Annotated in this window: 15 protein-coding genes, 1 tRNA gene and 1 pseudogene; 9 read left to right on the top strand and 8 right to left on the bottom strand. The window is 53.6% G+C overall.

Translation table 11 applies throughout. The features are described from left to right. Positions 1-53 precede the first annotated feature (53 nt). From ACR3EP_RS07855 to ACR3EP_RS07845, 3 genes are all read right to left on the bottom strand, one after another. Positions 54-728, bottom strand: coding sequence for an SPASM domain-containing protein (locus ACR3EP_RS07855; RefSeq protein WP_480637156.1), 675 nt, complete (start codon positions 726-728; stop codon positions 54-56). Further along, a complete protein-coding gene (locus tag ACR3EP_RS07850) occupies positions 725-1,186 on the bottom strand; it encodes a radical SAM protein (RefSeq protein ID WP_480639004.1) in 462 nt (153 codons plus the stop codon). The genes ACR3EP_RS07855 and ACR3EP_RS07850 overlap by 4 nt, the downstream gene beginning before the upstream one ends. A 325-nt stretch (positions 1,187-1,511) precedes the next feature. Beyond that, complete coding sequence (locus ACR3EP_RS07845; RefSeq protein WP_480637154.1) at positions 1,512-2,015, bottom strand: hypothetical protein; 504 nt, start codon at positions 2,013-2,015, stop codon at positions 1,512-1,514. 80 nt (positions 2,016-2,095) lie between these two features. On the opposite strand from ACR3EP_RS07845, the gene ACR3EP_RS07840 reads away from it, so the two are divergent. Beyond that, on the top strand, positions 2,096-2,497 hold the full coding sequence (locus ACR3EP_RS07840) for a hypothetical protein (protein ID WP_480637153.1): 402 nt from the start codon (positions 2,096-2,098) through the stop codon (positions 2,495-2,497). Between the two features lie 19 nt (positions 2,498-2,516). Here ACR3EP_RS07840 and ACR3EP_RS07835 read toward each other — a convergent pair whose 3' ends face one another. Next, positions 2,517-3,398: an aldo/keto reductase gene (locus ACR3EP_RS07835; RefSeq protein WP_480637151.1), complete on the bottom strand. Its 882-nt coding sequence runs from the start codon at positions 3,396-3,398 to the stop codon at positions 2,517-2,519. A 542-nt stretch (positions 3,399-3,940) separates the two neighbouring features. On the opposite strand from ACR3EP_RS07835, the gene ACR3EP_RS07830 reads away from it, so the two are divergent. Both ACR3EP_RS07830 and ACR3EP_RS07825 read left to right on the top strand, forming a co-directional pair. After that, positions 3,941-4,513, top strand: coding sequence for a recombinase family protein (locus ACR3EP_RS07830; protein ID WP_480637149.1), 573 nt, complete (start codon positions 3,941-3,943; stop codon positions 4,511-4,513). Between the two features lie 251 nt (positions 4,514-4,764). Beyond that, positions 4,765-5,085, top strand: a complete 321-nt coding sequence (locus ACR3EP_RS07825; RefSeq protein WP_480637148.1) for a sce7726 family protein — start codon at positions 4,765-4,767, stop codon at positions 5,083-5,085. 196 nt (positions 5,086-5,281) lie between these two features. Here ACR3EP_RS07825 and ACR3EP_RS07820 read toward each other — a convergent pair whose 3' ends face one another. From ACR3EP_RS07820 to ACR3EP_RS07810, 3 genes are all read right to left on the bottom strand, one after another. Continuing rightward, entirely contained in the window at positions 5,282-5,593 is a 312-nt protein-coding gene (locus ACR3EP_RS07820; protein WP_480637146.1) for a beta family protein, read from the bottom strand. 862 nt (positions 5,594-6,455) lie between these two features. Then, a complete protein-coding gene (locus ACR3EP_RS07815; RefSeq protein WP_480639003.1) occupies positions 6,456-6,842 on the bottom strand; it encodes an ImmA/IrrE family metallo-endopeptidase in 387 nt (128 codons plus the stop codon). 887 nt (positions 6,843-7,729) lie between these two features. After that, positions 7,730-8,164: a helix-turn-helix domain-containing protein gene (locus tag ACR3EP_RS07810; protein ID WP_480637145.1), complete on the bottom strand. Its 435-nt coding sequence runs from the start codon at positions 8,162-8,164 to the stop codon at positions 7,730-7,732. A 325-nt stretch (positions 8,165-8,489) separates the two neighbouring features. On the opposite strand from ACR3EP_RS07810, the gene ACR3EP_RS07805 reads away from it, so the two are divergent. From ACR3EP_RS07805 to ACR3EP_RS07795, 3 genes and pseudogenes are all read left to right on the top strand, one after another. Then, positions 8,490-8,681, top strand: coding sequence for a hypothetical protein (locus tag ACR3EP_RS07805; RefSeq protein ID WP_480637143.1), 192 nt, complete (start codon positions 8,490-8,492; stop codon positions 8,679-8,681). 79 nt (positions 8,682-8,760) lie between these two features. Then, positions 8,761-9,198 carry a hypothetical protein gene (locus ACR3EP_RS07800; protein WP_480637141.1) on the top strand — a complete coding sequence of 146 codons (438 nt, stop codon included), beginning with the start codon at positions 8,761-8,763 and terminating at the stop codon, positions 9,196-9,198. A gap of 35 nt (positions 9,199-9,233) precedes the next feature. Beyond that, a pseudogene (locus ACR3EP_RS07795) lies at positions 9,234-9,548 on the top strand (tyrosine-type recombinase/integrase); the annotation flags it as partial. Between the two features lie 217 nt (positions 9,549-9,765). Here the strand turns inward: ACR3EP_RS07795 and ACR3EP_RS07790 are convergent. After that, positions 9,766-9,839: transfer RNA gene (locus tag ACR3EP_RS07790), tRNA-Cys, on the bottom strand. A 228-nt stretch (positions 9,840-10,067) separates the two neighbouring features. Between ACR3EP_RS07790 and ACR3EP_RS07785 the strand changes: the two genes are divergently transcribed. The 3 genes from ACR3EP_RS07785 (at position 10,068) to ACR3EP_RS07775 (ending at position 13,189) form a co-directional block, all read left to right on the top strand. Then, positions 10,068-10,721, top strand: a complete 654-nt coding sequence (locus tag ACR3EP_RS07785) for a protein-L-isoaspartate O-methyltransferase family protein (RefSeq protein WP_170515156.1) — start codon at positions 10,068-10,070, stop codon at positions 10,719-10,721. A 96-nt stretch (positions 10,722-10,817) separates the two neighbouring features. Next, positions 10,818-12,236, top strand: coding sequence for a TolC family outer membrane protein (locus tag ACR3EP_RS07780; protein WP_480637140.1), 1,419 nt, complete (start codon positions 10,818-10,820; stop codon positions 12,234-12,236). A gap of 74 nt (positions 12,237-12,310) precedes the next feature. Next, the gene (locus ACR3EP_RS07775; RefSeq protein WP_170505360.1) at positions 12,311-13,189 is read left to right on the top strand and encodes a hypothetical protein; all 879 of its coding nucleotides are present in this window, start codon (positions 12,311-12,313) and stop codon (positions 13,187-13,189) included. Positions 13,190-13,192 lie beyond the last annotated feature (3 nt).

Here is a 13,192-nt window from a genome sequence, read left to right as displayed (position 1 = left end):
GGCGAAATTCTCCGGTTATGGTCCGGCGAACCGGAACGGGATGAAAATGGCAATCATTGCACGACCTGCCCCAGGCACTTCTGGCAAACGGGTTCGGTCAACACGCCCCCGCTCATGGCGTCGCGGATTCGGGTCAGACGCGCGCTGGTCCAGATCTCATCAATGCCCTGGTCACGCAGATTTCCTAGATTTACCGTGTTTTCGTAATCCGGTTGCAGAACGAAACCGACCCGTCGACAAAGATCGACATCTGCTGATACGGCTGTTGAAGGGGCATCGCCCTGCTTTGTCGGCCGAACACTTAATCCGTCCGGCAAGGTGGCATTACCAAATGAACATCCGCTTTTGATTGCAAGGTGAATGCCATGGCCCAGCGCCAACCGTCTGGTCGGGTCGCCACCCGGCGCGATCGGGTCATCCAGGTCCTGCGGCGCGATCGTTGCCAGGCACCGCGAAGATCTAACCTCGCCGCGATGGATGTCGCGAACATCGGTCTGCCACCGCTCGTACAGCCGCCAGACGGCGGAATTGTCGGTCAACAACCCTGTCGCATTCACCGTCGCATCCGGCGCAGTCATGTATTGAAGGTCCACACTGGTGCCAAATGCCCGCGCTTCTACACGACGCTGCAAATACCGCCCGACTCTTTCGTGCTGATCAGCCAGTGTGTCTTTCGCCCCCAGTTCGGAATAGCCACCCTCATCAGATGCGTTGACGCTCAGCGTCACCAGCCTGGCTGCGCAGCGATAAGCTTTTCAATGTTCTTTGCATTCAACAAAGTCACGTTTGTAAACAGCCCGACCGCCAACCCCGCCTTGTGGGCCAAGGCGACAATCTCGGTCAGTTTCGGGTGCAATACCGGCTCACCCATTACGTGCAGGAAAACCATCGGACGGAACTGGACATAGGCCTCGCGCAGGTCCTGTTGGGCAAAATATTCGCTTATCTTGTTAAACACTGTCTTGGCTAGATCCAGCGTCATGTGCTGCCGAGGGCGCTTTAGATCCTTGCTGGGGCAGAATGGACATTCCAGATTGCAAAAGGTCGTGATTTCCACATAAAACCACTGCGCCGGGGTGGTAAGCGCGCTTCCATCCACGTTGAAGTGCCTGTCGATCCGCAACCAAACCCAGATCAACCGGGTACAATTGGGAAAACGCCGGCCACCCGCCTCCACTCGCCACATGCAAAAACAACTGTCGGTGTGGATCGGGCAGGGCATTGAGGGAAAACCCACGACTTACCGGGTTTCCCGTCCCGCCCGAAAACAAAACGCTACCCTGATCCAGCGTTGTCAGATCAATCCGAAGATGCGCCCCCTTGTCCGCAGACATCGGTGCGAAGTCCCACTGTGCAAACACTGCGCCCTGTGCGTCTGTCAGGGCAACTGCCACAGCAACGTTGCCCTGGAATGATGCCGGCAATACGATACGGCCAAGCCCGCCACGCTCAAGGCGCGACCCGTGCGGTTCCGTCTGCACCGGATTGGACGTACGCACCGGCATCGACCGTCACTCCGCGCTTTTCTTCGGTGACAGGTTCTCTTTCGACACATCCTCGGGATAGAGCGTCACGAGATCAGCAATCGATGCGTTCACCAGGAAGTCACCGACAACCAGGCGCAGATCGTCCAAATCGCTCGTGCCGAGCTTGTCGGCAACCTCCTTGATCATATCCGATGTCTTAGTTTTGCCCATTGCAGTCCAGACCATGCTGGCAGGCGGCCACAGCGTATATTGCTGCCCTGCGCGGCGCACATGCACGGTATCGTCGTCTTCATAGTATATGTCCGTGTTGCGCTGCGGCAGGGTGGAATCCAGCGCGTCGAGCATTGATTCGATTAATTGCTTAGGCATCACACCGGCCATCACCATTAGGCTCACGCATGGACTGCCGGCCTGCATCATGTCCATCCCGGCATGCCCCAGCGCCATGTTCGGTGTCACAGCAAGGCCCCGCGCGGCGACATTGCCATGTTTGGCGTCACCGCAGGCCCCGCGCGGCGACATTGCCATGTTTGGCGTCACCGCAAGGCCCCGCGCGGTGAGGTCGCCATGTTTGGCGTCACCGCAAGGCCCCGCGCGGCGAGGTCGCCATGTTTGGCGTCACCGCAAAGGCCCCGCGCGGCGAGGTCGCCATGTTTGGCGTCACCGCAAAGGCCCCGCGCGGCGACATTGCCATGTTTGGCGTCACCGCAAAGGCCCCGCGCGGCGAGGTCGCCATGTTTGGCGTCACCGCAAAGGCCCCGCGCGGCGACATTGCCATGTTTGGCGTCACCGCAAGGCCCCGCGCGGCGACATTGCCATGTTTGGCGTCACCGCAAGGCCCCGCGCGGCGAGGTCGCCATGTTTGGCGTCACCGCAGCGCCCCGCGCGGCGACATTGCCATGTTTGGTGTCACGGCAAAGGCCCCGCGTGGCGAGGTTGCCATGTTCGGAATGCCACCTGGACGTGCGGCAAAGGGTTGGTCAGGCATAATTTCCTCCACTAATGGCTAAACTTGAATGGTGTCGCGCGCTAAAATTTTGGGGCTGCCAGCTGGGCAAGCACATCAACCTGTGCAGCTGTGCGTGCGCCGACCACCGCCAGCGCAAATTCCAGTCGTTCAAGGGTGAACCGCGTTGCAAATGACACCCAGGTCTCACCTGGTCGGCGAAAGCGTGACCAGTCTTCACGCAGCGCATTCATTCGTTGACGCAATTCAATCGACCAACTTGACCGCATGTCATCCGGGTCGAAAACATGGTTGGGTGAATACCGGTCCGTTAAAAGCCCGTTGGCAAGAAGCTCCCGCGCAATTAGCGTTTTGCCATCCTGCGCAAGTGCGGCTATCAGCCCGCTTTCGGTTTCCCAGATCAAAGGATTGTACGGCAACTGAACAACTTCAACCGCTGCGTTGCCTATCAATGCGGCTGCGTGCTCAAAACAACGGACGGACACACCAACAGCACGAATATCCCCTGAGGCCCGCCTTTCCAAAAGCGGAGCAAGAACCCGAGGATCTGAAAGCAATTCAACCGGCGGTGAGTGAATCAACATTACCGGCGGACGATACCCCGACAACCGGCTCAGTGATTGGGCGACCTGCCGTGCGATTGTAGCAGTATCAGTTGCGAAGCTGCCGCGATCCAAGTCCCAGCCGCATTTTGTGATAAGGTCGGGATCGCTAGCTTTCAGGACTTTGGATTCCCCAAGGACCCGTTCGATAAGGCCGTTCCCATAGGCCGCCGCCGTGTCAATGACATCCAAGCCCGCATCGACAGCTTGTTCCAGTAACGCTGCAGCAGAAGCGTAGTTGGACGGGCCGTACCCGCACATGCCAACGTTCCCTGACATCGGCCACGTTCCCAATCCCAGCCGACTACTGAACTGGAAGTCATTCTGGCAGGAAGCCAACACGCGAAACACTCCCGACTAAATATCGGTCATCCAATCGGCATTTGAAATCGAAACGGCAAAGGCTGAACAATGCAGACGCCGAGAGGTATTCTTATAAAAGTCGCGGCGCCTACATCAAATCACAGCGTTTTCGGCGCGCACATCCATTGATTGAATATAATCCAGTAGCACGCCTTTCACTTTTTTTCAACACAGCAAGAGTATCTAACGGGGTTTACTTGCCGGAGCCGTTATTGGTGCCGGTGGAGCAAGAAAGTGGTTTACATTTCGTCGAGATCAGCACGTATGAATGTCCGGTTCGGCGCACTTGTTGCAATGCAGCAATTTCGCTGCTGCTGTTGCGAGCATTTTTGGTTGGCGAAAGCTGTACTGGCAAAAGACCGGAACGTCCGCATCTTTCTAGTTCGTGAGTGGCGCAGCGAACGAGCGGTCTCGTACGGAGTGAGGCAAATAGGACCCTTTCGCGGCGCTTATTCCGCAGCTCCTAAGTCATTGATTCCAATTGTGCCGGATCGCCGCAAAACCTGGTGCAAAAAGATTCTATGAAAATTGGCTATGCAATGGTGTCTACAGAGGAACAGAACCTTGATCTACAGATTGAGGCGCTGACCGAGGTTGGGTGCGACCGTATCATAACCGACCAAGCGAAAAGCGGCGCGACTACAGCCGAAAGCCGGTCTGGTTTTTCCGAAGCGATGGAGTTTCTTGGTGAAGGTGACCTTCTGGTGGTTTGGAAGCTCGACAGGGTAGGGCGGTCTATTGCTGATCTCATCCATCTCTTGAGGCTGTTCGGGGATCGCGGCGTCGAATTTCGTAGCCTGACAGATGGGATCGACACGACGACCGCTGGCGGGAGATTGGTTTTTCACATTATGGGGGCCTTGGCCGAGTTCGAGCGTGACTTGATCCGGGAGCGAACCAAAGCGGGCCTACGTGCTGCGAAAAGCGCGGCAAGCGGCTTGGCCGTCCGCCGGTTCTCTCCGCAACGCAAATCGCCCACGCAAGAACTGCCATCGAGGCGAAGCGTGAGACCGTTTCCGGTATGGCTGAGATCCTTGGCGTTAACCGCAGCACGTTGCAGAGGGCGATGGTACGTGCATTCTCGGAAACCCTGACAAACTGTGAATGTCAGATTGACTCTCGGATTATCCTTGACAAAAGCAAAGTGACGATTCAATTAAGTTGGAACGAAGAGAGAACAAACTGCAATGCCTCCTGCCTTACGTACACGAGAAGAGACTGAGGGAAGCGAAGTCTGCCTTCGACTTGCTCTCGCGAGCAGGTTCAGGTGTGCGTTCCTGGATACAGGCGCAATCTTGGCCACTGAAGCACGGTATGGTGCGGGTGATCGACGCGCAGATTTTTGGTGTTGCGTGAGAGTGCACACGCGTTCGAGATAAAATCCGATTTCGACAGCTTGACCCGTCTTGACGACCAGATTGCAGACTACTCGTGTACGTTTGACTTCGTTTCAGTCGTCACCACACGAAGACATATTCGGCGAGTTAAGCAATCGGTCTCAAAGAAAGTTGGGTTGTGGGTTTACGAAGAGGGTGAGCTCAAACTCATCCGTGACGCTTCCAAAATGCACGTCTTTCCAAACTTCACTTGGCTAGTGGTTGCAGCAGAGAAGTATTATTGGAAGCGTTGGGTGGGGCGCGAACAACTGATAGCCTTGAATTGTTGAAGGAAAAGGCGATTAAACACATGAAGGTTGCAGACCTTCGAGAGCTTTTCACCAGGAGCTTAAACGCCGGTTTTCGGCGACATCTCACTGTTTTATGCAAGAGACGGATGGCAATTTGCATGCTGAAGACCTCCTTCTATTGCGGAAGGCATGTAAGATCGCTGCATAGCCATCCGGCGTTTGCAATCAATGGGTGTCAAGGCCGGTATTGCAGTAGCCTTATGATATGAATCTCCATGCGAACTGATATCCAGTGTGACGGAGAATTACTCGGAACATCTCCATTTGCAGCCGCTTCAATTTCTCCACAACCCCACGAAGATTCTAAATCTTGATAATATGGCGAACGGCTTCGAACCTTGTTCGCTACGGATGTGTAATGACGTGAATAAGGAGCAAGGATGTTCTTATTTGTCTTAGGATTTTCCCGAGGACAAGCCGTTTTTCTCGATAGTAATAAACGGAAAGCCCATCGTAGCTTGAGACGTAGTCGATCCGGGGCCTCCAACCTTGGGTGATTATTACTTCATCATTTCTGATGGGATTAATAGAGCCATAGTCCCCATACTGAACATTTGGATGATCTCTTAACCATTTCGAATAGATATGCTTCCTCGATCGGGAAAGAATCAAATTCTTCCTCACCAATATCGGTGACAGCTTTTGGGAACGATGTAGCAAGACAAACGATCTCAACCTCACTGACAACCGCCAGTATAGATGAAATAATTGCAGAGGTTCGTTTCGAATGAGCTTGACCATTACGGGGTCGAATATATTCGTGATCGAGAACTACAAAGAATGTCCCGCCGGATGCTGAGAAATTTCTTATCTCTCTTTCAATAAATCCAGGTCGTAAACAAATTCGGCGTCCTCAAGTATGGATACCCGGTAAGCAATCTTGCTGTAGCTTCCTGCAAACTCGTCAAATTGCCTTTCAATGTTGTCCTTGTACGTGGCCTCGTCTTCGTCCTCAGAGGGGTTCACAATAATGGTTGGCAGCATTTCCCAAGTATCTCGCAAATTCGCGAGATACTGAACCCATGCCTCATAGCCATTGTTTGAATTGCTGAGTTGGTCTGTTTCGAAGCAACTTAAACTCGGTTCTCGAGTTAGGTCGATGAACAATTCATCACATGGCTTCATTAGTTCAAGCGTGGAGCGCCAATTACTCTCAAAGCCATAAATGCCTGGATTCCACGAAGCTCATTCGCTGGAAGAGGATTGCCGTCCTCGTCCTTACCGACTTTGGTCTCTTCTTGCCACGAGTCAGTTCGACAATCGGAAATAAGGCACGCTTTCTCTCATCAATGAGGTTCCTCCAAGCCCGCTTCTCGGCGTCGGCCGTCTTAAACAATAGAAAATAATTTTCAGACACCGTGGCCTCTCATTCCAAGGTTCTTTGCTCGGTATCTCAAAGCGAGCGTCGACACTCCGAATCTTTTTGCAAGCTCGGATATATCTCCACCAGTCCGCCTTACCTCTTCTCTAAATATCTCTTCTGGCATCAAGATTTCAGCAGCAAAACTATTCGCCTGCTGTTCCACTGTGTTCCAGTCGTCGGAACGATGCAAAATTCTCTCACCTTGTGCCAAATCTGCGAGGTTGTCCTGGTGCAAGCGATAATGAGCATACTCGTGCGCCATGGAGAACTTCTGACGGGTGGCACTATGCTTCGAGTTGATCCCGATTTCGTACTTACCGGGTGATACTTCCTTTATGTATGCATCAATCCCGTCGCGTAACGGTACTTTCACCAATTGAAGGTTTGGGTCTAACTCAATCAAGCCTTCAATATTCGTGCTTGCGCCGTCGATCAGACCATTCTGACAGCAAAAATCAATAACACGCTTTGTCGTATCTAGGCATCGATCTCTAGAGGTGGAGTCGTGACACTGGAGTGTCCTATTGGCCTCTTTGGTGCTTTTCTCATTCTGAAATTTTCCGGTATCTTCGACATCTTCTTCGTTGACCTCTTCATCGTTGAGTCTGGCGACGACTGCCTTGAGAGCTTCGTATTCGCCCTGAAGTCCGTAGAAGTTCTCTTCCGGTCTGATAGCTTGTCCTGCAGCTCGGAGGTCCTTTGTACAACCGCATGCTCGACGGTATCGGAGCTAACTTCTGTAACAACCTTCTTTATTGTGTCATGCGCTTTCATTGTTCCAAAATATGCGGGCAGCTGTACTTCAACTTCATCTTCAATAGCTCTGCGGTTCGTGCTTCGAACAAAGATGAATGCAATGCCCGATACGAGCGCCTGAATAGCAACCAGAACTGCGATGATTGTTGAGTAAAAGCCACTGACAGCTGACAAGTAGGTAGACTGATCCCAGTCGCTACCATAAAAGCAATAAGTAAATGTCGAATACCAGGTGTTGTTTCGAACCGGCGGCACACCGCGTCGGAAACAAAGCTTATATCAACGACATGTACAATAGTCAGCCCAAGCAGCAAAAGTAGAACCACGGCAGTAACAACCGCACATAGAAGATAACCTAAAATATTGGGCGCCATGGCGAGGTTGGGGTTGGTTTTCTTCGGTCACGTGTCTCTATGTTCCGTTGTGCTCAAGATTTTTTGTTGCAGTTAGAAAGATCAAAAACCAGCTTGTCTCGTACAAATTTGGATAGGTGAATTGGTCATGCTATCGACTAGATGCTAATTTGATTAGCCGGATTATCTCGTCGTTGCTGAGGCTCCGTAGTGTGGTTTCCTGTTCCACCGTGATCGCAATTATGTCTGGCAATTTCTTCAAGTCAGGACTGAGCCGCGAAGCTGACGCTAGATCAACGATTTCTTCGAGAGCCTTACGTGAGGCCTTAACTGGATCTAAATAATATGGTCCGCCATGACCCGTAATCAGCCAATGACTATTTAAGCCAAATTTCACGACTAACCTTGAGACTACAGAAATTGGCACCTCTCGGATTCCTAGTTCATAATTTTGATAGCTGCGCGGTGACAACTCTAATTCCTTGGCAAACTCAGACTGAAGAAGTCCAAGGAGGTCTCTAAACTGAGCTAAGCGCGCACCAACTTCTTCACGAAGGCTTGTAATGTCGTTATTTGTGCGTATCATATACCTATATGTGCTGTCATGGTGCAATGCTGGCGACAGCATGCGTTAGTTGGTCTGATCTGGCAACAGCTAGGAATATGAAAAATGAACAAGGAATCCGATACAGTTAATACTGAGCCCTCCAAGAATCTTCCTGCTGCGTTGTCACGCGGTCGAACTGTCGAGGCCTGGTGCGATGCCCTTCGGCAAACTCACGGTGTGAGGGTTGCCGTCCGGACTATGAAGAAGCGAGCTCGCGAGCGAGGTCATTCATGATGTGTGGCAAGCAAATGCTGCTTCTACCGGAACATGTCGACGCACTCCTAGAAGACTAATGGTGGCAAAGATGGCGAATCCGCGCCCTTACACCGCTGCCAAACAAACGATCTCTGCATTGCTCAGGGAGGCTCGTGAGGCGGGCTGGTCTCGGGCACGCTTTGAAATCAAACCAGACGGAAGCGTCACAATTGATGCGGGCATGGGTGACGCAGAGCCTCTAGATGATTTTCTCGACACCGAACTGAGAATGGGCAAGTGACCAGAAAAATTTGCCGACATATGTTTATGAAGATCGCGGCTACCTTCGCTTCATTCGCAGGTCTCGCGGTCAGTCGGTGATGAAAGAGGTATTTGGATCCCCTGAATTCTGGGATCACTACAACCGACTGATTAAGGGAAGGAGCCCGCCCAACACGGCGCACCTTGAAGTCCTGATCCTCAGTTATTTTGAAAGTGAGGCGTACAAGAAGCTCAAACCCCGTACGCAATCAGACTACCGAAAACATATTGAGCACATCCGGAAGATCTGGGGTAGAAAAGACCCGGCGAAAGTCGAGCCTCACCATATCTACAAGCTTCATCAGGCAAACGCAGATCGTTGGCGTCAGGCCAACTACTTGGTTCAAGTCCTGGTCGTCTTGATGAAACATGCGCGCTTAATCGGGTTTATTGGGAATGAGCACGGCAATCCAGCAAAGGTATTCCCCTTTTTAAACAGCAGAGCGACGGCTGGGAACCTTGGCCTAAGGAAGTACGTGACGAGTTTGAGGAAATAGCACCTCCGCGAGCGCGGTTAGTCTATGAGCTTTGTTTGGGTCTTGGCCAGCGCATAGGAGATATTCTGGAGATCAAGTGGGGGCATATCGAAAACGGCTTCTATGACTTCAAACAGGGCAAAACTGACAAGCCCATGTGGATTCCACTCACAGACCGTTTGAAGGACTTCCTGGAGAACGTTGAAAGATGCGGTGAGAATGTTGTTTGCGACGCAAAAGGCCGCGCCGTGAGGTATCGTACAATCGCTCAAGAAATGCGTGACGTAAAAGCCCAAATGAAGCACTCCGATGCTTCAACCTATGTAACGCACGGACTACGAAAAAACGCGACAATCGAACTTTACCTAGCTGGTAGCGACGACGAGATGGTTAAGGCAGTCACCGGCCATTCTGGGGTGGAGATGCTCAAAAATATGGTGGGATGGTGCGTCAGCGCGAGCTGGCTACACGCGCGCAGAATGCTAGAAATCGTATGGAACAGAGCAAGATCGAAACATGAAAGTTTCAACGCATGTTTCAAAAATGGAGCAGAAGGAGAGCGAAAGCTATGCAACCCACTGAATTTGTTGGAGGCGAGTACCGGAATCGAACCGGTGTACACGGATTTGCAATCCGCTGCGTCACCACTCCGCCAACTCGCCTTTTCAAGTAAAATCAAATACTTGCTGTGGTGTGGCAGGCGTTTTAACACCTTTCGTCAGGGGCGTCCAGTGGGTTGATTGCAAAAATCCACCTCCATGTGTTGCGGCATGGCGCGGCGCGACACCAAGTCTCTACGATCTGGTGAAACTTTCGACGTTGCAGCCGTTGCCGGTTTCTTCTGAATGTGGCAAAAGCCGGACGTACTAGGGAAAAACATGGGCGATCCAATGACAGATTTCGCAACCCGGCGCCGCACGATGGTCGATACGCAGATCCGACCCTCGGATGTAACGAAGTTCCCCATCATTGACGCGATGCTGACCGTCCAGAGAGAGAATTTTGTACCTGACGCTCAGCGTGAAGCGGCCTATGCCGAAGGCGTGATCGACCTGGGGGGCGACCGTTGTCTGCCAGAACCGCGGACGCTGGCCAAAATGCTGGATGCGCTGAATATCTCGAATGACGAGGCTGTATTGGATATCGCCCCGGCGCTGGGCTATTCCACCGCGGTTTCCGCGCGTATGGCGCAGCTGGTGGTTGCCGTGGAAGAAGATGAAGATATGGCCGCCGAAGCGCAAACGATCTTGATGGAAGCAGACGCCGACAACGCGATTGTACATGTTGGGCCGCTGGCGCAGGGCGCGACCGAACACGGCCCTTATGACGTCATCATGATACAAGGCGGGGTTGAGCAGGTTCCCGAGGCATTGATCGCCCAGTTGAAGGATCATGGACGCATTGCCTGCCTGTTCGTCGAAGGAGAGCTTGGAACCGTTCGGATCGGGCATAAATCCGGCGGTCGGGTGACGTGGCGTCATGCATTCAACGCCAATGCCCCGGTTTTGCAGGCATTTTCCGCTGAGTGTGCATTTTCGCTATAATTTCATCGCTTATTTTTCTGCGACCTTGATTAGTTGAAAACATCGGCGCAAACTACGCTCAGGGCAGCGTAATTTTGATTTGAGAAGGATTTCGACATGCGTTCAAGGACAGGGGGAAAGCTAACAAAGGCGATGGCGCTGACTGCGGGGCTCGCGCTCAGTGTTGTACCAGGGCGTGCGGTATGGGCTGATAACCTGACCGACGCGTTTATCGGGGCTTACAATACAAGTGGGCTGCTGGAACAGAACCGAGCCTTGTTGCGCGCGGCTGATGAAGACGTCGCAATCGCGCTGTCGGCGCTGCGCCCGATCATCAACTGGGCGGTCGAGGTCAGTCAGAATTACAATCGCAACAGCACGAGCGCTGGTGTTGTGCGGGATGAGCCTGCAAACTTTTTCACCGGCCTCACCCTGAGCCAACTGATCTACGATGGCGGCTTCTCGGTTCTGGGCAAGCAATCGGCGCAGGAAACGGTGCTGGCTACACGGCAAACCTTGCTGGACGTCGAACAGGACGTCCTGTTTCGCGGCTTGAACGCGTATTTGGGTGTTCTGCTGGAAGAAGAAACCGTTCAGATTCGCCTGAACAACGTAGATGTGTCTGCCGAAGAATTGCGCGCCTCTCAGGACCGCTTTGATGTGGGTGAGGTGACCCGGACGGACGTCGCGCTGTCCGAAGCACAGCTGGCCAGCTCGCAAGCGGATCTAGCGGTTGCGCGCGGTAACCTGAGCATTGCGCAGGCGGAATATGTGAACGCCGTGGGCAAGGCGCCAGGCCGTACTGCCGGTCAACCAAGCCTGCCGAACCTGCCGCGATCCGAAGGTGAAGCCGTTAGTCTTGCACAGCGCAACCATCCGGCTATTCAGTCAGCACAACATCAGGTGCGGGCGCTGGATTTGTTCGTTCAACAGCAGCGTGCCAACCTTGGTCCGAATGTCAGGCTGAATGCGGATGCGGGCCTGCGCGAAAGCTATGACAACGATGACAGCCTCGAAGATGCGACTGTCGCGTTGCGCTTTGAACAGCCGATCTATGCCGGTGGCCGTCTGGCCGCCACGGTCCGTCGGGCAATGGCAACACGCGATGCGTCGCGCGCCAATTTGCTGAACGTGCAAAAGGATATCACCCAGGGGGTCGCGGACGCCTATGCAGCTTACCAGGCCGCCAGCGCCAGCCTAAGGGCGTCTACGGAACGGGTTCGGGCCTCGCAAGTGGCATTTGACGGTATCCGCGAAGAAGCAACCTTGGGTGCGCGGACCACGCTGGACGTGCTGAACGCGCAGCAGGATCTATTGGACGCGCAACTGGCCGAGGTTGCATCGCGCACCGAACGGTCGCGTGCCGCTTATCAACTGCTGGATGCGCAGGGTTTGCTGACGGCTGAACGTCTGGGTCTGGCTGTCCAGATTTATGATCCAACCCTGTATTACAACTTGGTTAAAAAGGCTCCGGCGCAGATCAGCAGGCAAAGCCGGGACCTGGATCGCGTCCTCAAAGCGTTGCGTCGCGACTAAGGGCCAATACTACCTGTTGTTAGGACCGGTTTGATTAGCTACACTCGATCCCGAGGATAGAGCGGTAGAGAACAATGACGGATAAAGTCGTAAAAGCGGGAATCGAGGACGTCTTGTCCTCGATTAAGCGTCTGGTCACCGAAGAAGATCGTAAAATTCCGGGTGTTATGGCGTCATCCAACACGCGAAAGCCCGGCAGGCTGGTTCTGACCGACGCATTGCGAGTCGGTGAAGTGGCCGTGAAAGAGAAGCCTCAGCCAGAAAAAGCGGAACCGGTTTACAAGGCCGAAGATTCTGTCAAACCGATGCTTCTGCGGGCTTGTGATATCGTGAAACATGCCGAACCCGCGGTCGAACAGCAAACCACGACTGAGCCAGAGGACGGCCTGACCGGCAGTCTGAGCGCCAAGATCGAAGCGCTGGAAACCGCAATTGCCCGAACCGAAGATCAGTGGGAGCCGGACGGCGACAGCGAAGATGCTTATTCCGGCACGCCGACAAAGCCGCTGGAGTGGGCGGCGGAGGTCGAGACACCGGCAAAACCGCTGGAGTGGGCCGCAGAAGATGAGTTCAACATCACCTACTCGGCAAAGATCAGCCAAGCTGAAACGATACACGAAGACGTTGACACAGCCACAAAGGCAACCTTCGTCCGGGACCCTGCGGTCGTGGCGTCTGCGCAGGCGGTGAAATCAGAAGCAAAAGAACTGCACGTGCGGCCAACTGGCAAAAATGCGCAGACTGCAGGCAAAGACTTGCCAGTGATGAACACAGCTCCTCTGGCTACCGGACAAGGCGCGCTGACCTTGGACGAAGACGCACTGCGCGGTCTGATCGCGCAGGTCGTTCGGGAAGAGCTGCAAGGCGTTCTGGGCCAGCGTATCACTCGCAACGTTCGCAAGATGGTGCGGCGTGAGATTTACCGCGCACTGGCCGAGCGCGAGGTCGATTAACCC

The sequence above is a fragment of the Ruegeria sp. BB10 genome, assembly GCF_056535725.1.
The sequence above is the reverse complement of the archived record's forward strand: the minus strand, read 5'-3'. Positions and strand labels throughout refer to the sequence as shown.